This window comes from Vibrio cidicii, assembly GCF_009665415.1.
Lineage (GTDB): Bacteria > Pseudomonadota > Gammaproteobacteria > Enterobacterales > Vibrionaceae > Vibrio > Vibrio cidicii.
The window spans coordinates 3,031,498-3,056,291 of sequence record NZ_CP035921.1 but is presented as its reverse complement, the minus strand read 5'-3'; the positions used below and the strand labels follow the sequence as shown (position 1 = coordinate 3,056,291).

21 protein-coding genes are annotated in these 24,794 nt (G+C 49.5%); 12 read left to right on the top strand and 9 right to left on the bottom strand.

Translation table 11 applies throughout. The annotated features are described in order from the left end of the window. Positions 1-2 precede the first annotated feature (2 nt). From rimJ to EWA64_RS14905, 6 genes are all read right to left on the bottom strand, one after another. The gene (rimJ, locus tag EWA64_RS14930) at positions 3-578 is read right to left on the bottom strand and encodes a ribosomal protein S5-alanine N-acetyltransferase (protein ID WP_061894101.1); all 576 of its coding nucleotides are present in this window, start codon (positions 576-578) and stop codon (positions 3-5) included. A gap of 5 nt (positions 579-583) precedes the next feature. After that, positions 584-2,122 (bottom strand): transcriptional regulator TyrR, encoded by a 1,539-nt coding sequence (gene tyrR / locus EWA64_RS14925; RefSeq protein WP_061893972.1) that lies wholly within the window; start codon positions 2,120-2,122, stop codon positions 584-586. A gap of 86 nt (positions 2,123-2,208) precedes the next feature. Further along, entirely contained in the window at positions 2,209-3,243 is a 1,035-nt protein-coding gene (locus EWA64_RS14920) for a YcjF family protein (protein ID WP_061893971.1), read from the bottom strand. Continuing rightward, on the bottom strand, positions 3,240-4,616 hold the full coding sequence (locus EWA64_RS14915; RefSeq protein WP_061893970.1) for a YcjX family GTP-binding protein: 1,377 nt from the start codon (positions 4,614-4,616) through the stop codon (positions 3,240-3,242). The genes EWA64_RS14920 and EWA64_RS14915 overlap by 4 nt, the downstream gene beginning before the upstream one ends. Before the next feature lie 142 nt (positions 4,617-4,758). Further along, positions 4,759-4,944, bottom strand: a complete 186-nt coding sequence (locus tag EWA64_RS14910) for a hypothetical protein (protein WP_039434321.1) — start codon at positions 4,942-4,944, stop codon at positions 4,759-4,761. A gap of 127 nt (positions 4,945-5,071) precedes the next feature. Then, positions 5,072-6,595 (bottom strand): fumarate hydratase, encoded by a 1,524-nt coding sequence (locus tag EWA64_RS14905; protein ID WP_039434323.1) that lies wholly within the window; start codon positions 6,593-6,595, stop codon positions 5,072-5,074. 163 nt (positions 6,596-6,758) lie between these two features. Between EWA64_RS14905 and pabB the strand changes: the two genes are divergently transcribed. The 7 genes from pabB (at position 6,759) to EWA64_RS14870 (ending at position 16,495) form a co-directional block, all read left to right on the top strand. After that, on the top strand, positions 6,759-8,159 hold the full coding sequence (gene pabB, locus EWA64_RS14900; protein ID WP_061893969.1) for an aminodeoxychorismate synthase component 1: 1,401 nt from the start codon (positions 6,759-6,761) through the stop codon (positions 8,157-8,159). A 16-nt stretch (positions 8,160-8,175) separates the two neighbouring features. Then, positions 8,176-8,808: a CoA pyrophosphatase gene (locus tag EWA64_RS14895; RefSeq protein WP_052072678.1), complete on the top strand. Its 633-nt coding sequence runs from the start codon at positions 8,176-8,178 to the stop codon at positions 8,806-8,808. Positions 8,809-9,095: 287 nt separating this feature from the next. Further along, positions 9,096-10,349, top strand: coding sequence for an aromatic amino acid transport family protein (locus EWA64_RS14890; protein ID WP_061893968.1), 1,254 nt, complete (start codon positions 9,096-9,098; stop codon positions 10,347-10,349). A gap of 105 nt (positions 10,350-10,454) precedes the next feature. Further along, positions 10,455-11,816 (top strand): L-serine ammonia-lyase, encoded by a 1,362-nt coding sequence (locus EWA64_RS14885; RefSeq protein ID WP_061893967.1) that lies wholly within the window; start codon positions 10,455-10,457, stop codon positions 11,814-11,816. 162 nt (positions 11,817-11,978) lie between these two features. Further along, a complete protein-coding gene (locus EWA64_RS14880; RefSeq protein ID WP_061893966.1) occupies positions 11,979-13,166 on the top strand; it encodes an efflux RND transporter periplasmic adaptor subunit in 1,188 nt (395 codons plus the stop codon). Further along, on the top strand, positions 13,166-15,124 hold the full coding sequence (locus EWA64_RS14875; RefSeq protein ID WP_061893965.1) for a MacB family efflux pump subunit: 1,959 nt from the start codon (positions 13,166-13,168) through the stop codon (positions 15,122-15,124). The genes EWA64_RS14880 and EWA64_RS14875 overlap by 1 nt, the downstream gene beginning before the upstream one ends. Beyond that, positions 15,125-16,495 (top strand): efflux transporter outer membrane subunit, encoded by a 1,371-nt coding sequence (locus tag EWA64_RS14870; protein WP_425315132.1) that lies wholly within the window; start codon positions 15,125-15,127, stop codon positions 16,493-16,495. Positions 16,496-16,584: 89 nt separating this feature from the next. Here EWA64_RS14870 and queD read toward each other — a convergent pair whose 3' ends face one another. Then, complete coding sequence (gene queD / locus EWA64_RS14865; protein ID WP_061893964.1) at positions 16,585-16,944, bottom strand: 6-carboxytetrahydropterin synthase QueD; 360 nt, start codon at positions 16,942-16,944, stop codon at positions 16,585-16,587. A 292-nt stretch (positions 16,945-17,236) separates the two neighbouring features. Between queD and EWA64_RS14860 the strand changes: the two genes are divergently transcribed. Together EWA64_RS14860 and asnS are read left to right on the top strand one after the other, a co-directional pair. After that, positions 17,237-18,862, top strand: a complete 1,626-nt coding sequence (locus EWA64_RS14860) for a methyl-accepting chemotaxis protein (RefSeq protein WP_061893963.1) — start codon at positions 17,237-17,239, stop codon at positions 18,860-18,862. Positions 18,863-19,030: 168 nt separating this feature from the next. Continuing rightward, on the top strand, positions 19,031-20,431 hold the full coding sequence (asnS, locus tag EWA64_RS14855) for an asparagine--tRNA ligase (RefSeq protein WP_039425960.1): 1,401 nt from the start codon (positions 19,031-19,033) through the stop codon (positions 20,429-20,431). A gap of 55 nt (positions 20,432-20,486) precedes the next feature. Here the strand turns inward: asnS and EWA64_RS14850 are convergent, their stop codons facing one another. Together EWA64_RS14850 and EWA64_RS14845 are read right to left on the bottom strand one after the other, a co-directional pair. Continuing rightward, the gene (locus tag EWA64_RS14850; RefSeq protein WP_039425957.1) at positions 20,487-20,696 is read right to left on the bottom strand and encodes a hypothetical protein; all 210 of its coding nucleotides are present in this window, start codon (positions 20,694-20,696) and stop codon (positions 20,487-20,489) included. Positions 20,697-20,773: 77 nt separating this feature from the next. Continuing rightward, positions 20,774-22,180, bottom strand: a complete 1,407-nt coding sequence (locus tag EWA64_RS14845; RefSeq protein WP_061893962.1) for an aminotransferase-like domain-containing protein — start codon at positions 22,178-22,180, stop codon at positions 20,774-20,776. A gap of 160 nt (positions 22,181-22,340) precedes the next feature. Here EWA64_RS14845 and EWA64_RS14840 point away from each other — a divergent pair, with 160 nt between their 5' ends. The 3 genes from EWA64_RS14840 to EWA64_RS14830 all read left to right on the top strand — a co-directional run bounded on the left by EWA64_RS14840 (position 22,341) and on the right by EWA64_RS14830 (position 24,733). Beyond that, complete coding sequence (locus EWA64_RS14840) at positions 22,341-22,571, top strand: hypothetical protein (protein WP_061893961.1); 231 nt, start codon at positions 22,341-22,343, stop codon at positions 22,569-22,571. 190 nt (positions 22,572-22,761) lie between these two features. Next, positions 22,762-23,061: a hypothetical protein gene (locus tag EWA64_RS14835; protein WP_061893960.1), complete on the top strand. Its 300-nt coding sequence runs from the start codon at positions 22,762-22,764 to the stop codon at positions 23,059-23,061. A gap of 220 nt (positions 23,062-23,281) precedes the next feature. Next, positions 23,282-24,733, top strand: a complete 1,452-nt coding sequence (locus EWA64_RS14830; protein ID WP_061893959.1) for an HD domain-containing phosphohydrolase — start codon at positions 23,282-23,284, stop codon at positions 24,731-24,733. Positions 24,734-24,794: the final 61 nt, after the last annotated feature.

Below are 24,794 nucleotides of genomic sequence, written 5' to 3'. Positions count from 1 at the left end.
GCTTAGCTCCTTGGCGACCAATCTTGGTGGGTCAGCGACATCAAAACATGATCGCGCCATTCGCCATCAATCAACAAGTAGTCTTGCGCGTACCCTTCTCTGACAAAACCCAGCGCGTTGAGTACCGCTTCACTACGCTGGTTATGAGGCATATAAGCCGCTTGAATACGATGCATATTCTGTATTTTGAACATGTACTCGCAAGCGAGTTTGAGCCCTCGACGCATGTAGCCTTTCCCTTGTGCACTTTCGGCCAGTGAATAGCCGACAGAACAGGCGTGAAAGGGGAAACGGGAGACATTGCTAAAAGAGATGGTACCAAGCATTTGCTGCGTTTCAACATCGATTAACAAACAGTAAAAGCCCAAATTCATCCGATGCAGTTCTTCCAGTTTGATGAGCTTTTTTGTCCACCCTTCGACAGTGAAAAACTCCTCTTCTCTCACTGGCTCCCACGGTTTGAGAAATGCACGGTTATTCTGAAAATAGTGGGTAATCATCTGCGCGTCCGCAATCGTCGCCGTGCGTAACGTAAATTCTTGTTCTGTTTTATGTAGACCTAACTGACTCTCTTCCATCATGGTTAATTTTTTCTTATTCCGTAATCCCTGAGTTTGTTGGCAATCGAGGTGTGTGACACATTCAGTCGTTTTGCCAGTTTGCGACTGGATGGGAATGATTGATAGAGACGCTCAAGCACCTGAGCTTCGTAATCGCGCATAATGTCATCAAGAGAGCCATCTAAGTTCAGTTGTGTCGCCGCCCCTGCTACCGTTTGCGGCTGAGGTAAGTGGAAATATTCCGCTTTCAGCTCTTCCTCTTCCATTTCGGTCAAGGCACGCAGCACCATGTTGTCCAACTGGCGCATATTGCCAGGCCACTGATAAGCCATTAGCTCATCCAATAGCCCCTCTTCATAGTTCGGCTTGCGAATACCCAGCTTCTGCGCATGTTTGGCAACAAACAGATCCAGCAGAGCAGCGATGTCATTTGAACGGCTACGCAAAGGCGGAATGGTCAAGGTGAGGACATTCAGCCGATAGAAGAGATCTTCACGAAACGAACCTGCTTCGGCTAACGCTGATAATTGATGCTTGGTTGAAGCGATGATGCGTACATCCACATGCATTTCATCTTCAGCACCAACACGGCGAAAGTTACCATCTTGCAAAAAACGCAGCAGCTTGATTTGCAAGTGAGGGCTCATCTCACCAATTTCATCTAAAAAAACCGTACCACCGTTGGCTTGCTCGAAAATGCCTTTGTGCCCCTGTTGGTGGTTAAACGAGCCAGGTGCGTGACCGAAAAGTTCGGTTTCCGCGACATCGTCGGGCATCGAAGCACAACTGAGCACGAGAAATGGCTTGCCTGCGCGATTGGAACGGTTGTGGCACGCTTTCGCCAGCATCTCCTTGCCCGTGCCTGTTTCACCTTCAATGAGCAGTGGTTGGTCGAGCATGGCTAACTTCTTCGCTTGACTGATGAGCGCTTTATGACGATTCGACACACCGACAAAATGTTCAAAGCCAAGCTCATTGTGCAGCGGTAGGGTATCGCCGACGACGGTGTTTGCTTTAACACTGCGGATCATCACGACCGTACTGGCGAAGGTAGACTCTTTGGCTTCATCTTGGATATACACTGGCATAAATTCCAGCATGTAATCTAAGCCATCAATCACCATACTTTCCCGTTGGCGATTACCTTCAGCCCAGCGGCTGAATTTGAGATTGGGCAGCAAGGTGCTGATGGGGGCACCGATCACCTCTTTTTCGTTTTTGCCAATCAGTGCCAGTGCCGCTCGGTTCGCCATATCTACCGCACCTTTGACATCCATCGCCAGCACAGGATCGGGCAGATTGTTAACCAGTGAGATCAGTTCCGTGTTGTGCCGCTCCATCGGCATAAACTGGATCTTCCGCACGTCTTTCACACCAGAAATGCGACGAATCTCGGCCATAAGTAAGCTGAAGGTATCAAAATCAATGTCGGGGCAATTGAGATAGATGATGCCACTGATATCAATTTCGATCCCCCGCAGGTCGATATTTTTTGATACCAGAATATCGAGCAGCTCTCGGGTCAGGCCGAGTCTGTCTTCGCAAAAGACTTCAAGACGCACAGATTATCCTAATTCATACTGTCACGAAAAGTTGACAGTAGTTTCTACCAAGCTTGGTCTACCGTCAAGCTAACCATAAAGAAAGCTTAAGGTTTGAGAGCGAGAGAAGCGACTTTAGTGATAATCTCCTTGCGAATCGCCGAGAGTTTCACTTGCGTTTGCGGCTGCCAAGGAATTGGCCGAAGCAGCGCCATCGCTTTTAAGCCAAGCCTTGCGGTCAAAATGCCCACACCGACGCCTTGCCCAGCGCGCGCAGATAACTTACCCGCAAGATCCATCGACATCAGATCCACGCCAGCATCAATCGCCAACTCGCTTGCCCCAGCTAAAGCCATGTTTGCCAGCACGAGACGCAGAAGTTGGATGCGAGAGGCGTAGCCCAACTCCACCCCATAAACTTGCGACAAGTTATCAATCATCTTGAAATTGCGCCAAGCCACCAGCAGCATGTCAGCTAAAGCCAAAGGGCTGATCGCCACCAACGCTGCCGATTCGGTGGCGTGACGCGAGACCAGTTGCATTGCCAACTTATCTTGCTGGGTAACGACCATTGCGTCGTACATCTGCAACACTTCGGCATCGCTATGAGTGGCGTTGACGCTGTTGCGCCAACGATCGTACGCGGGGTTTTCAGCAGGGATACCACTTTGCCGTGCCATCTCCTGACAAAACGCTTTCCCCTTGCCCACACCGTCACTGGAGAGCAATTGCTCGGCTTGCTGTTGCGAGCTAAAAAGATGGCGCAGTTTGCGCAGCTTCCATAGCTCTTTCGCGATCGCAGACAACCCAAGCCCGGCCACTAAGGAGAGAAATGCTGACCAGCCTAAGGTAAGCCAGTCCCCCGCTTGTAGTGCCGTCAGCAACGTATCCACCGCCTGCCAGCCCACCAAGCCAGCGAAGGCACTAAATAGCCCGCCAAACCACCAGCGACGCGACGATGACGGACGGATAACCTCGGCCAATTGCAATTCAGCCGATTGCTCTTCTTGTGCCGTTTCATTGGCGGCAGGAACAAATGTTTCTGCCGCGGTAAACTGTTGCTGCGCAGTTAGCTCGGGCTGCTGAGGATCAGCAGAAAAGCGGGTTTGCTCAAAAACGTGTTTGGGTTTGAAATCACTCATTGCAGTTTATCTCCCAGCAGAAACTCTAACGCTTTGTCGAGGCGAATATGTGGTAGCGGCTCTTGCCAATCGGCAGACAGGGGACGAAAAGCGGTGAAATCAAAGCCGCTGCGCTGCCAAAAATCGACATCAGGGACTTTCTTTGGCACTTCACCCGGAAACAGCGTCAGTGAACGTCCATCCAGAGTGTGACCTTGAATGGCGGGTACACTTTCACTGCCATTGGCGATAAAACCCGCCTGCGTGGCACGCACCGACGCCATGGATATGCAGCTGATCTCAATGTTTTCATAAGCAGCGGTTTGCCACGCTGGATGCACCATCTGTTGCAGCAAAGAGACTAAATTTGCATGTTGATCCGGCGTTATGTGGTCTGTTTTGGTGGCGGCAAACAGCACTTTGTCGATTTTGGGGGCAAAAAGACGTTTGAGCAGCCCACTTCTGCCATAGCGGAAACTCTTCATGATCTGCTCAAGTGCCTCGCGCATATCATAAAACGACTCACTCCCCGCGTTGAGTGGCTGCAAGCAATCCACCAGCACAATTTGGCGATCAAAGGTGGCAAAATAGTGCTTGTAAAAGCCTTTGACGACTTTCTGCTGGTACTCTTGGTAACGCTTTTTCAGCATCTCTAAATTGCTGTTTTTCTTCACCTCGGCTGCTGCATCGAAACGACAAGGGAAAAACTGCAGCACAGGTGCGCCCGCCAGTTCCCCCGGTAAAACAAAGCGTCCCGGTTGCACCCAATGCAGCCCAGCCTCTTTACAGCGGTGCAAATAGTCGGTGTAGCTTTCGGAGAGTTGCTGCAACTGCTTTTCATTGACGTCTCCCTCAAGATCGAGCTCTGCCAGCTTATTGAGCCAATCTTGCGCCAGTTCAGCACGTCGCCCTTTTAAAGCGACAAATTGACTGTTTGACCAAGCGTTAAAGTCCAGATCAAGCAGGGGTAAGTCCAACAACCACTCACCGGGGTAATCGATAATGTCGAGATGTAAGACCGAGGTTTTACCGAGTAATTTCCGGCTGCGTTTTTGTGGGCGATATTTGATCGCTAAGCGAATTTCGCTCACATCCCGCGTAGGCTGCGGCCACTGCGGCGTCGTTTGGCAAATGTGCTCCATCGCTTCATCATAGGCGAATCTGGGCACCATCATGTTACTTTGTGGCTCGCGCCTTGCGCCGATCAGGCGTTTGTCTTGAGCGCAACTCAGTAAAGGTAAATTGTCGTGAGTCGAGGAGTGCAACAGTTGATTGACTAAGGACGTGATAAACGCCGTTTTGCCGGCACGCGACAAACCTGTCACGGCGACGCGCAAATGTGAATCCAAGCTGCGATGGATGAGGTCATTCACTTCGCGGGTAATGTTCTTCATTTTTCTTTAGCTCCTCGCGATTAGTCGTGGCTTTACGCCGATTAAAATCTGATTGCGCACCATAACGTTATCAATATTAATCGCAAATGAACAAAAAAGCCTCTGATAACAATCAGAGGCTTACAGAGACAATCACGAAGATTTAATCGTCTTCGATCAGTTTGTAGATAACAAACAGAGCAATTTCTAAGATCAGCCACAGTACGCAAGTGACGGTAACGTATTTATCGTTAAAAATGCTGATGCCGTTAAGAATCAGATCGTAACCGATCAAACCACCGATAACGACAGCCAAAATGATTTGTAGAATTTGAATAAAACGAGGCATTGAGCTCTCCTGATCAGATGATGCGGATATCCAAGCCATATGGACCCGTTTGCTAGTAAGACAAAGTGCAGCTTGCGCTGCACTTGTGTCAAATAGGACCCAGTGAAATCCGTCCTTTGTCACATTCTTACTGGTGCAAATCCATTTCCTGAATTTTCACTTTCCAAGTATCCGGACCGATTTGGTGCGCATTCGCACCACTGGAATCAACCGCCACGGTGACAGGCATATCTTGCACGTCAAACTCGTAAATCGCTTCCATGCCGAGATCTGCAAACGCAACCACACGCGCTTTCTTGATTGCTTTCGCCACCAAATAAGCGGCGCCGCCCACAGCCATCAAGTATACCGCTTTGTGGTTTTTGATTGATTCAACGGTTGCAGGACCGCGTTCCGCTTTACCAATCATGCCCATAATGCCCGTTTCATCAAGCATCATGTCGGTGAACTTATCCATACGTGTTGACGTTGTTGGGCCTGCTGGGCCAACCACTTCATCACCCACCGCATCCACCGGGCCAACGTAGTAGATAAACTTGCCTTTGAGATCAACCCCTTCAGGCAAACCTTCACCGTTTTGCAGCATGGTTTGAATGCGTTTGTGCGCAGCATCGCGGCCAGTGAGGATCTTGCCTGACAGCAGCAAGGTTTCCCCTGTTTTCCACTGCTGAACCTCTTCTTTGGTTACGGTATCGAGATTGACACGACGCGCACTTGCGCCCGCATCCCAAGTGATGTCTGGCCACTCTTCCAATTTCGGCGGGGTCAGCTCAGCGGGGCCACTGCCATCAAGGGTGAAATGGACGTGACGTGTAGCGGCGCAGTTCGGGATCATACACACAGGCTTAGAAGCAGCGTGTGTTGGCGCGGTTTTGATTTTTACGTCCACGACTGTGGTCAAACCGCCAAGACCTTGCGCGCCAATACCCAAGCGGTTCACACGGTTGAAAATATCCAAACGTAGCTCTTCTTCGGCATTTTGTGGGCCACGCTCAATCAGTTCTTGAATGTCGATGTGCTCCATCAAGGATTCTTTCGCCAGTACCGCCGCTTTCTCAGCTGTACCGCCAATACCAATACCCAGCATGCCCGGTGGACACCAACCCGCGCCCATCAGCGGCAAGGTTTTCTCCACCCACTCCGCAATGTCATCTGACGGGTTGAGCATCACCATCTTGGTTTTGTTCTCAGAGCCACCACCTTTGGCCGCGATCTGAATCTCGACTTTATCACCGGGAACCATGTTGATATGCACCACCGCCGGAGTGTTATCTTTGGTGTTGATACGTTTTCCTGCTGGATCCATCAGCACCGACGCACGCAATGGGTTGTCTGGGTTGGTGTAGGCTTGACGCACGCCTTCATCGACCATCTGCTGTACCGTCATTTCGGTGGAATCCCACTGCACACCCATGCCAATGTTAACAAAACAGGTCACGATACCCGTGTCCTGACAGATAGGACGCTTGCCTTCTGCCGACATGCGTGAATTGATCAGAATTTGCGCAATCGCATCTTTCGCGGCTTGGCTTTGTTCACGGTGGTAGGCTTTTTCAAGGGCTTGAACGAAATCGAGAGGGTGGTAGTAAGAGATGTATTGGAGTGCGTCAGCAACACTGCTGATCACGTCCTGCGTGCGAATTACTGTCATTGCATGCCTCGTTATAGTTATGCTTCCGTATAACTTATTTAGTGTTCAGCACCGGTTGAGCGGAAAATCGAACAAAATCAATCCGACTTAGTGTTTCATGCTGAGCGAACTAAGTAAGCGAAATTATTTCGTTTTATGATACCCTTGCTTTCCATCACACGCTATGCAGCAATCAAACTCTTTGTCACAAATTAAACAAATGAACAACAGCGATATCAATACCATTGCGGTCAAAGCATTACGCTATCAATCCGATCTGGCTCAGTCATTATTTTCGCCAATTCAACACCTTCCCTGGGCGATGCTATTGCGTTCTGCGTCCGAGACGCACATAGATAGCCGCTTTGATATTTTGGTCGCCAATCCGCTGGCCACCTTACAGACCGAAGGGCGACAAACCGTCGTCTGCATTGATGGCGAAACTCGCTACTATGAAGATGATCCTTTTGCATTGCTTGATCGCTACCAAAGTGAGTTATTGCCTGCGCTGCGCTTTGACGCAGACTTGCCGTTTATCGGCGGAGCGCTTGGCTATTTTAGCTATGATCTTGGTCGGCGCATTGAACAGATGCCAACACTGGCCAGCCAAGATATCACCGCCCCCGACATGGCGGTTGGTCTCTACTCTTGGGCGCTGGTAGTGGATCATCAAACTCAAACAGCTCAACTGGTTGGCGTCAACCCGCAGGCCGCTTGGCAGTGGCTCAGTGAGCAAAGCGCAGCAAAGCAAACGCCGTTTGCCTTACGCTCTGCATGGCACTCCAATATGAGCCGTGACCAGTACCGCTCCAAGTTTGAGCAAGTGCAACAGTACTTACTCAGTGGCGATTGCTACCAGATCAATCTCGCACAACGTTTTTGCGCCGAGTATCAAGGTAACGAGTGGCAGGCATACCAAAAGCTGGAAAAGAGCAACCAAGCGCCCTTCTCTGCGTTTATTCGTTTGCAGCATGCCGCAATCCTAAGTGTCTCTCCTGAGCGCTTTTTGCAGCTAAAAGAGAACGTGATTGAAACCAAACCGATCAAAGGCACTCGTCCGCGCAGCCTCGATGCAACGCAAGATAAACTGGCCGCACAGGAGCTCGCCAGCGCAGAAAAAGATCAGGCGGAGAACCTGATGATTGTCGATCTTCTGCGCAACGACATCGGCCGCGTGGCACAACCCGGCAGCGTGCATGTGCCTAAGCTCTTTGACATTGAGAGCTTTCCTGCAGTGCATCATTTAGTGAGCACGATCCGCGCCAAGCTCAATTCGCCCTACACGGCCGCCGATTTACTGCGTGCCTGTTTTCCCGGCGGCTCCATCACTGGCGCACCCAAAATTCGTGCCATGGAGATCATCGAGGAACTGGAGCCGCATCGTCGCAGCGCCTATTGCGGCAGCATTGGCTATCTCAGTCGTCATGGGCACATGGATACCAGCATCACCATTCGCACTTTAGTGGCCGAGCAAGGCAAATTGTACGCATGGGCGGGCGGTGGCGTGGTGGCAGACAGCCAATGTGAGGCGGAATATCAGGAGACACTCGACAAACTTGGAAAAATACTGCCAATATTAGAGTAACTTCCGTCAAATTTTCATCGAACGATTACCACGAGGTGCGACTTTGCTTGAGCTAAATAGAGACACACTACTGCAAAAGTTTCAGTTGCACCTTCCGGTTGGTTACCATGCCGAAAGTTTAGGCCGCGTGGCCCATCTCAATCCCACTCAGCTGAGAAAAGCCGCGGTATTGGTCGGTTTTGTCGAGCGTAGCCATGGGCTGAATGTGATCCTCACCAAACGCGCTTCGCATCTCAAACATCATCCGGGGCAAATCAGTTTTCCCGGCGGAAAATTTGAACCCGACGATTCGTCGCTAGTGGCCACCGCGCTCAGAGAGACGTTTGAAGAGGTGGGCATTGCGCCATCACAGATCTCTGTATTCGGCCAGATGCCCGAACTGGTGACGGTCAGCCGCTATAAAGTGACCCCAATCTTGGCTTTTGTCGCCGCTGATTACCAAACGCGCATCGACAGAAACGAGGTCGAGGAGGTGTTTGAAGTGCCTGTGCGCCATCTTCTTGATCGCCAACAGTTGAAAAGTGCCAAATTTCGCGTCAATCAGTCGCATCATCGCGTGTTCGCCATTCCCTACCAGCATCATTTCATCTGGGGAATGACGGCGCAAATCATTCACGCCATGCAGCAGCAACTGGTGAAATTAAGCTAACCGAAATTACCTCAGCTAATCTTGTTGCCTTAATTTATCTCATGAAAAAATAAAGCAAACGTTTAACGTGAGAAAAATTTATACAAACCGCCCTTCGAATAACTTTTTCTAATCGATTGCATTAGCAATAATCAGGTGTAGCACATCATTTTCGTGATAAAAAACCGGTTTTTGACATATCATTCAATAAGCTCAACCAATACATGATTTAGATCTACTTTTCTTGCAAGAAAAAATTGCAAAATTGCACCCGACTTATTTCCTGTTCCCAAAAATGAGTATTACAAATGAATACAACCTCTAATACGGCTTCTGCCGTACGATCGTCTAGTAAGTTTACTTACCAAGATTTCACCTGGTGCCTATCGCTGTTTGGTACCGCTGTCGGTGCTGGTGTACTGTTCCTGCCAATTAAAGCAGGTGCAGGCGGCTTCTGGCCATTAGTTATGTTGGCTCTGATCGCCGCACCAATGACGTGGTTCGCGCACAAATCTTTGGCACGTTTCGTCCTTTCCTCTAAGAATCCTGAAGCAGACATTACAGACACTGTAGAAGAGCATTTCGGTAAGACTGGCGCAAACCTTATTACTTTTGCCTACTTTTTCGCTATCTACCCAATCGTTCTAATTTACGGTGTTGGTATCACTAACACAGTGGATTCTTTCCTCGTCAACCAAATGGGCATGGCTTCTATTCCACGTCCACTGCTATCTGGTGCGTTAATCCTAGCGATGACCGCCGGCGTGGTGTTTGGCAAAGAACTGATGCTCAAAGCGACTTCCGCGATGGTTTACCCACTGGTTTTTGTTCTGCTGGCGCTCTCTTTCTACCTGATCCCAGAATGGAACACTTCCATGATGGAAGTAGCACCGGATTGGTCAGCGATGCCTACCGTGGTTTGGCTAGCTATTCCAATCATCGTGTTCTCCTTCAACCACAGCCCGATCATTTCTCAGTTCTCTAAAGAGCAGCGCAAACAGTTCGGTGACGAAGCGGTGAAGAAAACCGACGCTATCACTGGCGGCGCAGCAATGATGCTGATGGGCTTTGTGATGTTCTTCGTTTTCTCAGTAGTACTTTCTATGTCTCCTGAGCAACTGGCGTCCGCGAAAGAGCAAAACATTTCGGTACTTTCTTACCTAGCAAACGTGCACGAGTCTCCGCTGATCTCTTACTTAGGTCCACTAGTGGCGTTTGCAGCGATCACCTCTAGCTACTTCGGCCACTTCCTCGGTGCACATGAAGGTTTGGTTGGTCTGTTCAAATCTCGTTCAAACGCATCAATCAGCAAGATTGAAAAAGCTTCTCTTGTGTTCATCGTGATCACCACTTGGATTGTCGCGATTGTTAACCCAAGCATCCTTGGCATGATTGAAACCATGGGCGCGCCAATGATTGCCGCTATCTTGTTCTTGATGCCAGTGTTTGCAATGCAGAAAGTGCCTGCAATGGCGAAGTTCAAAACTTCAGCGCCTGTACAGATTTTTACAGTTATCTGTGGTCTTGCGTCTATTACTTCTGTAATCTACGGCGCGCTTTAATCTCACGTTGCTACGATCAGAATTGCGATGAGAATAAAGAGACAAAAATAACCATAAGACCAAGCCTCCCACTCCCTCGGGAGGCTTACTTTTGAGGTAATCAAAATGATTAGTGTATTTGATATCTACAAGATCGGCGTTGGTCCATCCAGCTCACACACAGTTGGACCAATGAAGGCGGGTAAAGAGTTTATTGATGACCTACGTTCAATGGGAAAATTGCGCGACATCACTAAAATCACCGTTGACGTCTATGGATCATTATCACTGACAGGGAAAGGTCACCACACCGACGTCGCTATTATCATGGGTCTTGCTGGCAATACCCCTGAGAAAGTCGATATCGACGCCATTCCGGGCTTTATCGCTCGTGTAGAAGAAACTGAACGCCTGCCTGTTGGTATGCACTGTCATACCGTCTCCTTCCCTCGTGAAGGCGGCATGAACTTCCATCGTACTAACCTCGCGCTGCATGAAAATGGCATGCAGATCCACGCTTGGATTGACGATGAAAAAGTCTACTCGAAAACCTACTACTCGATCGGTGGTGGTTTTATCGTAGACGAAGAGAACTTTGGCAAAGAGACCCAAAGCTCGATCAAAGTCCCTTACCCGTTTACCAGCGCAGAAGAGTTGGTCAACCAGTGTAAAGAGAGCGGTCTGTCGATCAGCGCACTCGTCATGAAAAACGAGCACGCTCTGCACTCTGATGAAGAAACACGCACTTACTTCGCCAACATCTGGCGCACGATGCGCGAGTGTATGGAACGCGGCATGAATACCGAAGGCATTCTGCCTGGGCCACTGCGCGTACCACGCCGTGCGGCGGCGCTGCGTCAACAACTGCTGACCTCTGAAAAAACCTCCAACGATCCAATGGCGGTGGTTGACTGGGTCAACATGTACGCCTTTGCCGTGAACGAAGAGAATGCGGCGGGTGGCCGTGTCGTCACCGCACCAACCAACGGTGCGTGCGGTATCATCCCGGCGGTTTTGGCTTACTACGACAAGTTTATCCAAACCGTGACGGAGAAAGATTACATTCGCTACTTCGCCGCGTCTGGCGCAATTGGCGGTCTGTACAAGCGTAATGCTTCGATCTCTGGTGCCGAAGTTGGCTGTCAGGGTGAAGTCGGCGTTGCTTGTTCTATGGCGGCAGCTGGCCTGGCTGAGCTGATGGGCGGTAGCCCTGAGCAAGTCTGTATGGCGGCTGAAATTGCCATGGAGCACAACCTTGGCCTCACCTGTGACCCAGTCGCAGGTCAAGTACAGGTTCCTTGTATCGAGCGTAACGGCATTGCGGCGGTCAAGTCGATCAACTCGACTCGCATGGCTTTGCGCCGTTCATCGGCACCCCGCGTTTCTCTGGACAAGGTTATCGAAACCATGTTGGAAACTGGTAAAGACATGAACGCGAAATACCGTGAGACCTCACAAGGTGGTTTGGCGATCAAAGTGATCTGCTAATTCACCCTTTTAATGCACAAGCCCGATGTGAAAACGTCGGGCTTTTTGTTTGTGCTTTACTTTTCTTTACTTAGTTTTACCTGCTAACGGCTTGTTTCAATTTGTGATCGGCTTATAAATAGAGCTCACGATTTTTCTACCTCAACGTTGATAAACAAGCCCATGTCACAAGCCACCCTCAAGAAAAAACTGCTGATATTTCTGGCAATCATCCTGCTCGCCAGCACGGTCGGCTACTTTTTTTATCCGCAACAAGCACCTTTGAGCTTTGCGACCGAAACCGTCCGTCGCGGCAACATAGAACAAACGGTGCTGGCAACCGGCATGCTGCAAGCGTCCAAGTTGGTCGCTGTCGGCGCGCAAGTTTCCGGGCAGATCGAAAAGCTCGCCGTCCAGTTAGGAGACGAACTGAAACAGGATGATCTGGTCGCGCAGATAGACAGCCTGACTCAGCAAAACAGCCTTAAAGAAGCCAATGCAGCACTAAACAGCCTCAATGCACAAATACGCGCCAAACAGGCACAAATCCAGCAAGCCCAAGCTGAGTACAACCGGCAAAAAGGCATGCTGGCAGAAAACGCCAGTTCACGCTCGGATTACGAAAGCGCCGAAGCGTCGTTAACCATCTATAAAGCGGAGCTGGAGCAACTGAAAGCCGAACTGGAACGCGCAAAAATTAGCGTCGATAACGCCAAACTGGATTTAGGTTACACCACCATTCGCGCCCCATTTGACGGCACCGTTGTTTATAGCGCGGTGGAAGAGGGACAAACGGTCAATGCCAACCAAACCACGCCAACCATTATTGAGCTGGCAAAGCTGGACAAAATGACCATCAAAGCACAGATTTCCGAAGCCGATGTGGTCAATGTCCACCCCGGATTACCCGTCTATTTCACCATTCTTGGCAAACCGAACAAGCGCTATCACGGCACTTTGCGTGCGATTGAACCGGGCCCTACGCTAATGGATGGCGACGATAAAGACCTGTCAGTCAGCAACGATGAAGCCATCTACTATCACGGCCTATTTGAGGTTGATAACCCGGATCGCGTTCTGCGTATTGGTATGACAGCGCAAGTGTCGGTGGTGCTGGACCAAGCCAACGATGCTTTGTTGGTCCCCTCGCAAGTATTGATTCGACAACCCGGAGCCAAGGCTCGTTACCAAGTGCCCGTTTTGGAAAATGGCAAAGAGGTTCTGCGTGATGTCACTGTCGGCATCAACAACAAAGTCAACGCACAAATTACCTCAGGCTTAGAGGAAGGCGAACAAGTGATTCTCGGCATGCCAGGGCAAAGCGCGACCTCATCAGGTCGTCGCATGGGACCACAGGGGATACGCTTCTGATGTCACAGCCATTACTGCAAATTCGTAACGTCTATCGCCGCTTTACCGCCGGAGAAGAGAGTCTGACGGTACTCAACAACATCAACCTTTGCATTGAGCGCGGCGAGATGGTCGCCATTGTGGGCGCTTCCGGCTCAGGAAAGTCAACCTTAATGAATATTTTGGGTTGCCTTGACCAAGCCAGTGAGGGCGAATACTGGATCAATGGGCAAAATACGTCGTTGCTCGGCAGCGATGAACTTGCCCGACTGCGCCGCGAATACTTTGGCTTTATCTTCCAGCGCTATCATCTGCTCGGCGATCTCACCGCACTTGGTAATGTTGAAATCCCTGCCATTTACGCTGGCTATGACAAAAACGCTCGTCAAGAGCGTGCTGCGGCACTGTTACGTCGCCTTGGCTTATCTGATCGGCTAGATCACAAGCCCAACCAGCTCAGCGGCGGCCAGCAGCAACGAGTTTCCGTCGCCCGCGCTTTAATCAACGGCGGCGATGTGATCCTCGCTGATGAGCCGACAGGCGCATTAGACAGTAAAAGTGGCGAAGAAATGATGCGGCTTTTACAAGAACTGCATCATCTCGGTCACACCATTATCCTTGTCACCCACGACATGCAAGTGGCTGAGCACGCGGATCGCATCATCGAGATCAAAGACGGCGAAATTTTGAGTGACAACGTCACCAAAAAACAACAAATCAGCCAAAATCAAGACACACTGGCGCAAGCAGAGAACGCAACGGCACTTGCTCGCAGCCGCAGGCTATTTGACGATATTTGGGAAGCATTAAAAATGGCGCTGCTGGCGATGTCGAACCACCGTCTACGCACATTTCTCACTATGCTCGGCATCATCATTGGCATTGCGTCTGTGGTCTCTGTGGTCGCTCTTGGCAACGGCTCGCAAAAGTCGATCCTCGATAGCATCTCCTCCATGGGCACCAATACCATTGATGTGATGCCCGGCAAGGGTTTTGGCGATCGGCGCTCTGGGCGAGTGCGCACCCTCACCGCCGCCGATGCTGATGCCTTGAGTCAGTTGTCTTTTGTTGACAGTGTCACTCCGTCGCTCAATACCTCTGTCACTCTGAAGTATGGCAATCAAGCCGTCACCGCATCGGTGCAAGGCGTCGGGCCAGACTATTTTCGTGTGCGAGGCTATGAGCTCAGCCGAGGCCAATTTTGGGACAAGTCCAGTATCACCACGATGGCGCAAGAAGCGGTGATTGACAGCAACACGCTGAAATCGCTGTTTGCCAATCAAAACCCGATTGGCGAGGTGATCTTCGCCGGCAATTTGCCTATCCGCATTATTGGCGTCACGAAAGCGAAAGAGAGTGCCTTTGGCAACAGCGATTCTCTTAACATTTGGCTGCCCTACACCACTGTCAGTGCGCGCATGGTTGGTAAGAATTATCTCGACCGCATTTCCGTGCGTGTCAACGATAACACCCCAAGCGATGCCGCTGAACAGGCGATTATCGCCCTACTTAAAATGCGTCACGGCACACAGGACTTCTTTACCATTAACACCGACACCATTGCGCAAAACATTCAGAAAACCACAGCGACTATGACGCTGCTCATCTCAGCCATCGCATTGATTTCGCTGATTGTCGGTGGGATAGGCGTCATGAACATCATGCTGGTTTCAGTGACCGAGCGTACCCGCGAAATTGGCGTACGGATGGCGGTTGGCGCGAGGCAAAGCGACATTCTACGTCAATTTTTGATTGAAGCGGTTTTAGTCTGTTTATGCGGTGGTGCGATTGGTATCGGCGTGGCGTATTTGATCGGTGTGCTGTTTGCTACCTTCGGCAGCAGTTTCAACATGATTTATTCCGCGGCGTCGATTATTTCTGCGTTTGCCTGTTCCACCCTCATTGGCGTTCTGTTTGGCTATTTACCAGCCAAAAATGCCGCGCAGCTCAACCCAATCGATGCCTTGGCACGGGAGTAAATGATGATGGATCCACGTTATTGCACTTTGGCGCTTTCTCTGCTGTTGCTCGGTGGCTGCGCTTCTCGTTCAACCTTGCCAGAACAAAATCTGCACATCCCTGAGCAGTGGCAAACTCACTCTCAGCCATCTAGCGTACTTGTAAGCCATTGGTGGCAGCGTTTTCAAGATCCACAGCTTGAACAGTGGGTAGAGAAAGTACTCGCTAGCAACAATGATTTAGCTTTGGCCACTTTGACGCTGAAACAAGCCAGGTTACAAGCCGGGTTGGCGGTAAGTGACACTCACCCCGACTTATCAGCCAACCTTGCGGCCAGTCGCAGTCAATCCCTTGAAGGCGGAGACAGTTCGGCAAACTACCAAGCCAAACTGGGCGTGAGTTATGAGCTGGACTTGTGGGGCAAACTGGCGGCGGCGGAAGATGCCGCGATGTGGACCGCGCTGGCGACACAAGAGGAGCGCGAAGCAACGGCGCAAAGCCTGGTTTCGACCACCGCTCAGCTTTATTGGCAGATTGGCTATTTGAATCAGCGAGTGGCACTTAGCAGCCATGACATTCAGGATGCACAAGAAACGCTTGCGCTAAGTGAAAGTCAGTATCGTCACGGCTCTGTGTCCAAAATTCATGTACTGGAAGCCAGACGAACTTTGGCGGGTTTAGAAGCGACCCATCGCAACTATTTGCAGCAACGAAGCGAGGCCGTGAATGCTTTCAGCCTGTTGTTCGACCAGCCACCACAGGATCTGGCCGCGCAGATCCCCGCGTTACCTGAGTCTGCCCTGCCCGAGATCGCTTCTGGCGTGCCAGCCGATGTGCTCGCCCGTCGCCCCGATGTTAAACAAGCGCTGCTAGAGCTTAAGTCCGCCCTCGCAACAAAAGATTACAGTGACAACAGCTACTTTCCTGCGTTGACCTTGACAGGCGCTTTGGGTGGCTCTTCGACGGAACTGCGTAAACTGCTAAGCGATCCGCTTGGTACGCTTGGGGCCGATCTGACTTTACCCTTTCTCAACTGGAATGAGATGCAGCTCAACCGAGACATTGCAGACGTGAAGTATCAAGCTGCGATCATTGCGTATCGTCAAACCTTGTATACGGCATTCGCTGACGTAGAGAATGCGCTCTCGGCAAAAGAGAATTACCATTTCCAAGCCGAAAAGTTGCAAAGTCAGTATGACAATGCCGCTGAAGTGGCGCGAATTTATCGCAGCCAATACCAATATGGGGCGATTGATATCGCGACGCTACTCGATGCTCAAGAGAACGAGCGCAGCGCTAAGGCTTCCGTACTGGAAAACCGTTACAACCAATTGGTCAATCTCGCCACGCTTTACCAAAGTTTGGGCGGTGCGGATCTTATCAAGGAGTAGAGTTTCTCGAGGTTTCAGGGTTTGGGCTCAGAGAGATTTGATAAAAAGGCCTAGCAAATCGCTAGGCCTTATCTATCAACGTATCTCAACTATTCTGAGTAGATACAACCTGCGGTACAGGTTTCTTTAATCTCAACTTTACTCAGCAGTGGTAGAGATGGTTTGAGCTGCTGCCAAATCCATTTTGCCAACACTTCGCTGGTTGGATTTTCTAGCCCTTCAATGTCGTTTAAGTAGTAGTGATCCAAACGATCATAAATGGGTTTAAATGCCGCTTTGATCTCAGCAAAGTCGACCACCCAACCTGTATACGGATCCACTTCACCTTCCACATACAAGCGAACTAAGAATGAATGGCCATGCAAACGTCCACATTTATGACCTTCTGGAACGTGCGGAAGGTGGTGGGCAGCTTCAAACATGAACTCTTTGTATAATTCGGTTCTCATCGTAATTCTCGGGCTTTCAAAAGAGACGCAATACTAAGGATTTCTTGCTTGTCAGACAAGAAATACCTCGTGGTTTGGCTAAAGCAGCGATAAGCCATTATCTGTACAAAATGCCAACATGCTCACATAGTGTCAAATAACACACACAGTCAATAACACATTCACAACGCACTCACATCACATTTACAATAACCACACTTTGTATGGCATCACATTCGTACAATCTCACATTCGCGACATTTTCTAATCCCTTCTAAAATAACAGAGTCTTATCCATACATAATTAAAACCTATGCGCTCAACCATTACGTTTAAACTTCTGATAGCTCTCATTACGGTTTTCAGCTGCGTCCTTGCGGTGTCTACTCTGTATCAATACTATCAGCAGAAACTGCTGATAAATTCCGTGTTGAGCGAACAACTGCACGATAAAGCCAGTAACTATTTTGACAGCCTCAACATGATGATGCTGACAGGCACCATGGCACAAAAAGAGACGTTGCGGCAAAAAGCCTTAGCGCAAGAAGGCATAGAGCAAGTCAAAGTGCTGCGCTCAGACGCCGTCAGCAAGCTCTATGGACCGGGAAATGCCAATGAGACGCCCACCGATGAAATTGATGCACGGGCCTTGGCGGGCGAATTGGTCATAGAGCCGATTGAAGCGAGCTGGGGACAAGGTATTGTGGTGGCGCTGCCGATGAAATCCAGTGAAAACTATCGTGGTACCAACTGCGTTGCCTGCCACATGGCACCGGAAGGTGAAGTGCTGGGTGCAATCCGGTTGGAATACAACCTCAGCCATGTTAATTCACTGATTAACAAGCAAGCACTTTTGGCGATGGCTATCATGTCTTCGATCGCTTTCGTCGGCTTTTTGATTACCATGAGCCTTATCCGACGCATCATAGTCCGTCCTATTCAATTCACCTCTCAATTTATGACCAAAGTCAGTGAAAGCAAAGATCTCTCACAACGACTAGATACCAAACAAAACGATGAAGTGGGCTTGCTGGCCACATCGATCAACTCCTTTATGGAAACCGTTACAGACAGCCTGCATAAAGTCCAAGAAACCTCCCATTCGTTGGCTGATTCCGCCAACCGCTTGACGCGGGTCGCGCAAACCACCGACGATGCGGTTAACAACCAGCAGCGCGAAACTACCGCGGTGCAATCGGCGATCGAAGGCGTTCAGCAACAGCAATCGGAAGTCGAACAAGCGACCGTCAACACGACCAAACTGGTTAACCACACTGTCGATGTTGCAAGCAACAGCGCTTCATTGGCACATAACGCCAGTGAAGATATTAAGAACTTGGTGGGTGATATTGATAAAGTGCGCGATCGCATAACCCAACTCAACGCGCAAACTGATGAGGTGTCCTCTATATTAAGCGTCATTCACGGCATTGCTGATCAAACCAATTTATTGGCACTCAACGCAGCGATTGAAGCGGCGCGTGCTGGTGAGCAAGGACGTGGATTCGCGGTGGTGGCCGATGAAGTACGTAACCTCGCCTCTCGTACTTCAGAAGCCACTGGCAACATCGGCACAATTATCACCAACTTCCAACAAGGCAGCTCTGAATCGCTGCAAGCTGTAGCGAAAGTGTCGGAGCATGCGCATCAACGTTCATTAGAAGTCGAAGCTCTGTCCGATACCATCCGCAACATGGTAGAAGAGATGCACCAAGTGCTCGAACACGCCAAGCATATCCAAATGCAAACTGAATCAGCAGGGGCGAGTTGCATGTCGGTGCAGACGACGGTCGATACCATCGCCAGACACGCAGACGACACCTCACGCTCAGCCACTGAAACAAGAAACATTAGTATCGAGCTTGAGCAACTGTCTGAGCGTTTAGAGCTTCTGCTCAACCAATTCTCCTTAACAGAGAACAAAGTCAGAGCAAAATAGCTAATTTCTTTGTTGGAATGAACATTAAAGGTTGATGCTGACGATTTGACAGGTAATATGTTTCGTTGAATCTGTAAAATTCTACCCAACCCAATGTTTCGCTTAATCTTTGAACAACTAAGCAAAGCATTGGGTTGAATGTTTACCTCAATGGAGATTATTTAAAACATGACTTACGCGCCTGTAAAAGACGTATTAAGCGGTAAGCTGGCAGTAGACAGTGAAGTCACTGTACGCGGCTGGATCCGTACACGTCGTGATTCCAAAGCTGGAATCTCTTTTCTTGCCATCTACGACGGCTCTTGTTTCGACCCGATTCAGGCCGTGGTCCCAAATAATCTGAATAATTATAACGACGAAGTATTAAAGCTCACCACGGGCTGCTCTGTTGAAGTAACCGGTAAGGTTGTTGAGTCCCCAGCGTCTGGCCAAGCGTTTGAACTGGCAGCCACAGAAGTAAAAGTGGTTGGCTGGGTTGAAGATGCTGACACTTACCCAATGGCGAAAACTCGTCACTCAATTGAGTACTTACGTGAAGTGGCTCATCTTCGCCCACGTACCAACGTCATCGGTGCGGTCGCTCGTGTTCGCCATACGCTGTCTCAGGCTATCCACCGTTTCTACCATGAGCAAGGCTACTACTGGCTATCTGCCCCATTGATCACGGCATCCGACGCAGAAGGTGCGGGTGAAATGTTCCGTGTATCCACACTGGATCTGGCTAACCTGCCACGTAAAGAAAACGGCGATGTCGACTTTAACGAAGATTTCTTCGGTAAAGAGACTTTCCTAACCGTATCTGGTCAGCTTAACGGCGAAGCGTATGCGTGTGCTCTGAGCAAGATCTACACATTTGGCCCAACGTTCCGCGCGGAAAACTCAAACACCAGCCGTCACCTTGCGGAATTCTGGATGGTTGAACCTGAAGTGGCGTTTGCGGATCTCAACGACATCGCGAAGCTTGCGGAAGATATGCTGAAATATGTATTCGCCGCGGTACTTGAGGAACGTCGTGACGATCTTGAATTCTTCGCCAGCCGTATCGACAAAGATGCCATCACCCGTCTAGAGCAGTTTGTCTCTTCTGATTTTGCCCAAGTGGATTACACTGATGCGATCCAAATCCTGCTGGATTCTGGTCGCGAGTTTGAGTTCCCTGTGGAATGGGGTATCGACATGTCTTCTGAGCATGAGCGTTACCTTGCAGAAGAACACTTCAAAGCGCCAGTGATTGTGAAGAACTATCCGAAAGACATCAAAGCGTTCTACATGCGTCTCAACGACGATGGTAAAACTGTAGCGGCGATGGACGTTCTTGCCCCTGGCATTGGCGAAATCATCGGTGGTTCTCAACGTGAAGAGCGTTTAGATGTCCTAGACTCACGTATGGTGGAAATGGGTATCGACCCTGAGCACATGAGTTGGTACCGTGACCTGCGCCGTTACGGCACCGTGCCACACGCAGGCTTTGGTTTAGGCTTCGAGCGTCTGGTTTCTTACGTAACGGGTATGGGCAACGTACGTGACGTGATCCCATTCCCACGCACACCACGCTCTGCAAACTTCTAATTTAAACAGAAGCTTAATACACAAAGGCCTCCAAATTTGGAGGCCTTTTTCATAACTAGCCATTTTGATCTGCTCGTTGTGCGTACCTGACGCCCACCACACACAGAGCAAGCAGCACAAATGGAATCACCGCCGCGGTGTACTCTGTCCATACCAATTGAGCGAAGGATTTCGCCAAGATCAAATGCGCAAACACCAACAGCAAAGCACTGAAAATAGCGATACCGATCAATCTCACTTCATCTTTCACAGCCTGTTTTGCCATGATTACCTCCTCAGTTCGTGCTGACATTGAAGCACAAAAAACGGCCATCACTCTGGTACAGTTTCGCTTGAAAATAGCTAAACAGTTCTTAGAGAGCGAATCACCTGCGCCATTTTTTCCATGATTGAAATAAAGTCATCACGCTCAGAAAATGAGCTATTTAGCCTTAAATAGTTGTCATGGCGATCATCACGAGCAAACAATCCACCGTAAGCGGAAGTCACTCCAGTTTCGAGTAGCTTTTGGTAGACCTCAAGGCTATTTACCCCATCGGGTAACTTGATCCATAGAAAATAACCGCCTTGAGGCACAAAAAAACTGACCTCTGCTGGAAAGGAAACCTTAATGGCATCGACCATTTTCTGCTGACGCGCTGATAAACTTTTGCGCAATTTTCTCAGGTGATTGTCATAACTGTCATGCTGCAAATAGTGCGCAACACCAAGTTGCACAGGCGCACTGCCTGACAAGGTTGACACCAGTTGCAACTTTTGAATGCGCTCGTGGTAGGTTTGATTCACCACCCAACCGATGCGATAACCTGGGCATAAACATTTGGAAAACGAGCCACAAAGCAAAACACGGTCTTGTTGATCATACGCTTTGAGGGGCAGCGGCCTTGGCATGGCAAATGAAAGTTCCGCGTAAACATCATCTTCAATCACCACCACGTCGTAGCGGTTTGCTAAGTCCAGCACTGCTTGCTTTTTCGTTGTATCCAATGTCGTTCCGGTCGGGTTATGAAAATTGACCATCAACCAACAAGCGCGGACTGGATGATTGGCAAAGGCTTCTTCAAGACGGCCTAAACAGAGCCCTGAAGTGGCATCAACTGGCACCTCAATCGCATTTAGCCCCAAACGCTCAACCGCTTGCACCGCACCATAGAAAGTCGGGGTTTCGATAACCACATAATCCCCTTTATTGACCACGGCCTGAAGGCTGAGGTTTAGTGCTTCCAACGCGCCTGAAGTGATCACAATGTCGTCGTGTGAGATGTCCATTCCTTGTTGTATATAGCGCTGCGCAATCAGCCGACGCAACGATTCACAACCGGGCGGCAGGTTATCAGCCAGCAAATCTACCGACATCTTGCGCCCCGAACTGGCCAAGTTGCGATTAAGTGCCGCGAGTGGAAACAAGCTCGGGTCAGGAAAGGCCGAGCCCAAAGGCACCGAGGCTTTATTACTTTGGTGCTTGAGGAAATCATACAGCTCGTCGTCAATCGATTGCCGTATGGCAGGATTGCTCGCTTTCATATCGGCAAAACGCGCTAAGTCCGGAGTCACAAAATAGCCCGATTGCGGTTTTGCACTGATCCACCCCTGCGACTCTAACAGCTGGTAGGCTTGCAATACCGTACCAGGGCTAACAGCGTGGCTGCGGCTGGTCGCTCGGACTGAGGGCAGTTTCTCCCCCGCTCGCCATGTTTTTTGTTGGATCTGTGTTTTAAATAGCTCCGCAAGTTGGCGGTAACGACTCATAAGTTCCTCAGGTAGATTTGTGCTAAAACGTTGCTCTATTAATGAAAAAAACCTATCAATATTGCAATCTAATTCATCGTGGTTTAGCGCCTTTTTAAACAGCAATATAGGCTTTTGTACTCCATACTTTCAAAGACTGATTCTAACCAAGGAGAACAAAATGAAAGTATTTACTCTAGACGATCTCTCGTATAACGGAGCTCACCAAGGCGTTCACAGTTGGAATCACCCTCAAGGAGCGGATCCTTACTATTGGCATCCCGACTGGTTACATATCGCCGAAGACGCTACTGGCTTGCATATCAAGCGTCAGCTAGATATACCAGAGGGAGAAACTCCAACAGAACAACATGCTGCAGAAGCGATTGTTAAACATCTCAACGGCGAATAGGGCGTGATTTTTCCATAGCTCATGCAAATTCGAGAGAGAAAAATGCTGAATTGAGACCTTCGCAGGTTTAACGTCGCCTAGCCTAAAAATAACGAGATGATCTTCACGTTATTTTTATACTCTTTTGTTACATTTACTGTGATTTGCGTGACAGCAAGCACGGCTGTCCCTTAACCAAGAGATGGAAAACATGAAGAAATATAACGCAGATGATATCCAATACAAAGGCGAATCGAATGGTGTACATAGCTGGAGCACCCCTTCAGGTCAGCCGTATTACTGGCATCCAGATTGGCTGCATATTGCTGAAGATGCGACAGGGTCTCACCCCAGACAGAAGCTGGAAATAGAGAGCGGTGTTCAAGCGACCAAAACGCACGCGCTTAAAGCCATAGTAAAGCAAGTCAATGATTGGGCGAGTAAAAAATTGGCTGACAACCCAGAGATAGAAACCAACGCAATCGAATCTGAGTTTGACTTGAAAAAATAGCAACCTAGCGGCCCAGCGGAAACGAATCGCTCAAGCTATATAAAAAAACGCCCAAATCACGGGCGTTTTTCTGTGCGTCACTCCTAGCTATACGTTATCTGTCAGCGTCATGACGCGATAAAGTGCCCATTATTTGCCATGTCAGGCATAACGGTACGCTAGCGCTATTGGCAGAAGATGCTTTACTCTAAACAGATCCCTTTTCCGTCACGGCAGCCACATGACCTACTACAACTCGTCTCTTACATTGAAGCTGTACTTTCTCGCCGCTCTCATTTTTGGTACCTACGGTGGCCGAGTCTGCCCGATGCTGGCTTCACTCACCCCACTAGAAGTGTTGGCACAAACCGCGTCTGTCTTTGCTCTGCTGTTTGCCCTGCGCCACTTTGTGCTTATTCATCATCGTTGGAGCCAGGCGCTTCTCTTCGCGCGCTTAGACACCAGTTTGTTTTTTGTTGGCAGCCTTCCTCTGGCCATCTATTACAATCTGCAATATGACTTCACTATCGACAGTAACCTCAAGGTACTGTTCGGTATGACGCTGTTTGGCTTTTTTACTGGCCTCTTATTGCAATTGGAAGCTAAAACCAAACAATTCGACACTTTATCGTCTGATAATACTTACCCGTTAGAGCTGACCGGACAACGGCACTCTATTGTTAAACAGTTGATTGTAATGATGATTATTTTAATCGGCGCATTAACTATTATGCTGACCATGGTGGCAGTCAAAGACATTTTCTGGCTGGAACACAACCCAGAGCGATTACTCGATGGCAGCGGAAGAATCAGTATTATCAAAGAGTTTACCTATCTTGCCTTAGTTCTTGGCGGTTATGTTGTTGCGATTTTGCTCCTTTGGAGCAAATTGATGAAGAAAGTCCTACTAAGCCAAGAGCGCAAGTTACAACTCGTGACGCAAGGCGACATCAGCCAGCGCTTGCCGGTTTTTGAGCACAACGAACTGGGTGCCATGGCCTCGCTCACCAATAAAATGCTCGACAGCTTAAAATCGGCGCAGGATGAAGTGCAAACCACCCGCGACGTTGCCATCGTCAGCTTAGCCGCACTTGCTGAGTCTCGGGACAACGAAACAGGCGCGCACATCATTCGCACCCAAGAATATGTGCGAGCACTCGCCACTTTTTTGGCACAAAGCCCACAGCACCAGTCACTACTGACAGCCAAATACATTGATCTGTTATACAAGTCCGCTCCACTACACGATGTGGGTAAAGTGGGCATTCCTGACAGCGTGTTGCTCAAACCCGGAAAGCTTACCGATGAAGAGTTTGCCATCATGAAAGGCCACCCGCAGATCGGCGCAGATGCACTCTCTATCGCCGAAAAACGTATGGGTTCGAGCTCTTTTCTGCGAGTCGCCAAGGAAATATCCCTCACTCACCATGAAAAATGGGATGGTTCCGGTTACCCTAATCAACTCTCCGGTGAAGAGATCCCGCTTTCCGGACGCTTGATGGCACTGGCCGATGTTTATGACGCACTTATCTCCAAACGAGTTTACAAACCGGCATTTAGCCATGAAAAAGCGCGAGAAATTATCTTAGAAGGGCGAGGAAAACATTTTGACCCGCAGGTAGTTGACGCTTTTCTTGCCGTAGAGCAAGATTTCTGCGCGATTGCGGCGCGCTATAAAGATGGTCAAGACTGATAAGACCAGTCGTTGCCTTTTTACACCTTGGAAAGTCGCTGTTTCCAAGGTGTTTTATTAT

Coding starts and splice junctions, on each gene's coding strand:
- rimJ (WP_061894101.1), bottom strand. CDS start 578: ATGGAAGAGAGTCAGTTAGGTCTACATAAAACAGAACAAGAATTTACG.
- EWA64_RS14920 (WP_061893971.1), bottom strand. CDS start 3,243: ATGAGTGATTTCAAACCCAAACACGTTTTTGAGCAAACCCGCTTTTCT.
- EWA64_RS14915 (WP_061893970.1), bottom strand. CDS start 4,616: ATGAAGAACATTACCCGCGAAGTGAATGACCTCATCCATCGCAGCTTG.
- EWA64_RS14910 (WP_039434321.1), bottom strand. CDS start 4,944: ATGCCTCGTTTTATTCAAATTCTACAAATCATTTTGGCTGTCGTTATC.
- EWA64_RS14905 (WP_039434323.1), bottom strand. CDS start 6,595: ATGACAGTAATTCGCACGCAGGACGTGATCAGCAGTGTTGCTGACGCA.
- pabB (WP_061893969.1), top strand. CDS start 6,759: ATGCAGCAATCAAACTCTTTGTCACAAATTAAACAAATGAACAACAGC.
- EWA64_RS14890 (WP_061893968.1), top strand. CDS start 9,096: ATGAATACAACCTCTAATACGGCTTCTGCCGTACGATCGTCTAGTAAG.
- EWA64_RS14885 (WP_061893967.1), top strand. CDS start 10,455: ATGATTAGTGTATTTGATATCTACAAGATCGGCGTTGGTCCATCCAGC.
- EWA64_RS14880 (WP_061893966.1), top strand. CDS start 11,979: ATGTCACAAGCCACCCTCAAGAAAAAACTGCTGATATTTCTGGCAATC.
- EWA64_RS14875 (WP_061893965.1), top strand. CDS start 13,166: ATGTCACAGCCATTACTGCAAATTCGTAACGTCTATCGCCGCTTTACC.
- EWA64_RS14870 (WP_425315132.1), top strand. CDS start 15,125: ATGATGATGGATCCACGTTATTGCACTTTGGCGCTTTCTCTGCTGTTG.
- queD (WP_061893964.1), bottom strand. CDS start 16,944: ATGAGAACCGAATTATACAAAGAGTTCATGTTTGAAGCTGCCCACCAC.
- EWA64_RS14860 (WP_061893963.1), top strand. CDS start 17,237: ATGCGCTCAACCATTACGTTTAAACTTCTGATAGCTCTCATTACGGTT.
- asnS (WP_039425960.1), top strand. CDS start 19,031: ATGACTTACGCGCCTGTAAAAGACGTATTAAGCGGTAAGCTGGCAGTA.
- EWA64_RS14850 (WP_039425957.1), bottom strand. CDS start 20,696: ATGGCAAAACAGGCTGTGAAAGATGAAGTGAGATTGATCGGTATCGCT.
- EWA64_RS14845 (WP_061893962.1), bottom strand. CDS start 22,180: ATGAGTCGTTACCGCCAACTTGCGGAGCTATTTAAAACACAGATCCAA.
- EWA64_RS14840 (WP_061893961.1), top strand. CDS start 22,341: ATGAAAGTATTTACTCTAGACGATCTCTCGTATAACGGAGCTCACCAA.
- EWA64_RS14835 (WP_061893960.1), top strand. CDS start 22,762: ATGAAGAAATATAACGCAGATGATATCCAATACAAAGGCGAATCGAAT.
- EWA64_RS14830 (WP_061893959.1), top strand. CDS start 23,282: ATGACCTACTACAACTCGTCTCTTACATTGAAGCTGTACTTTCTCGCC.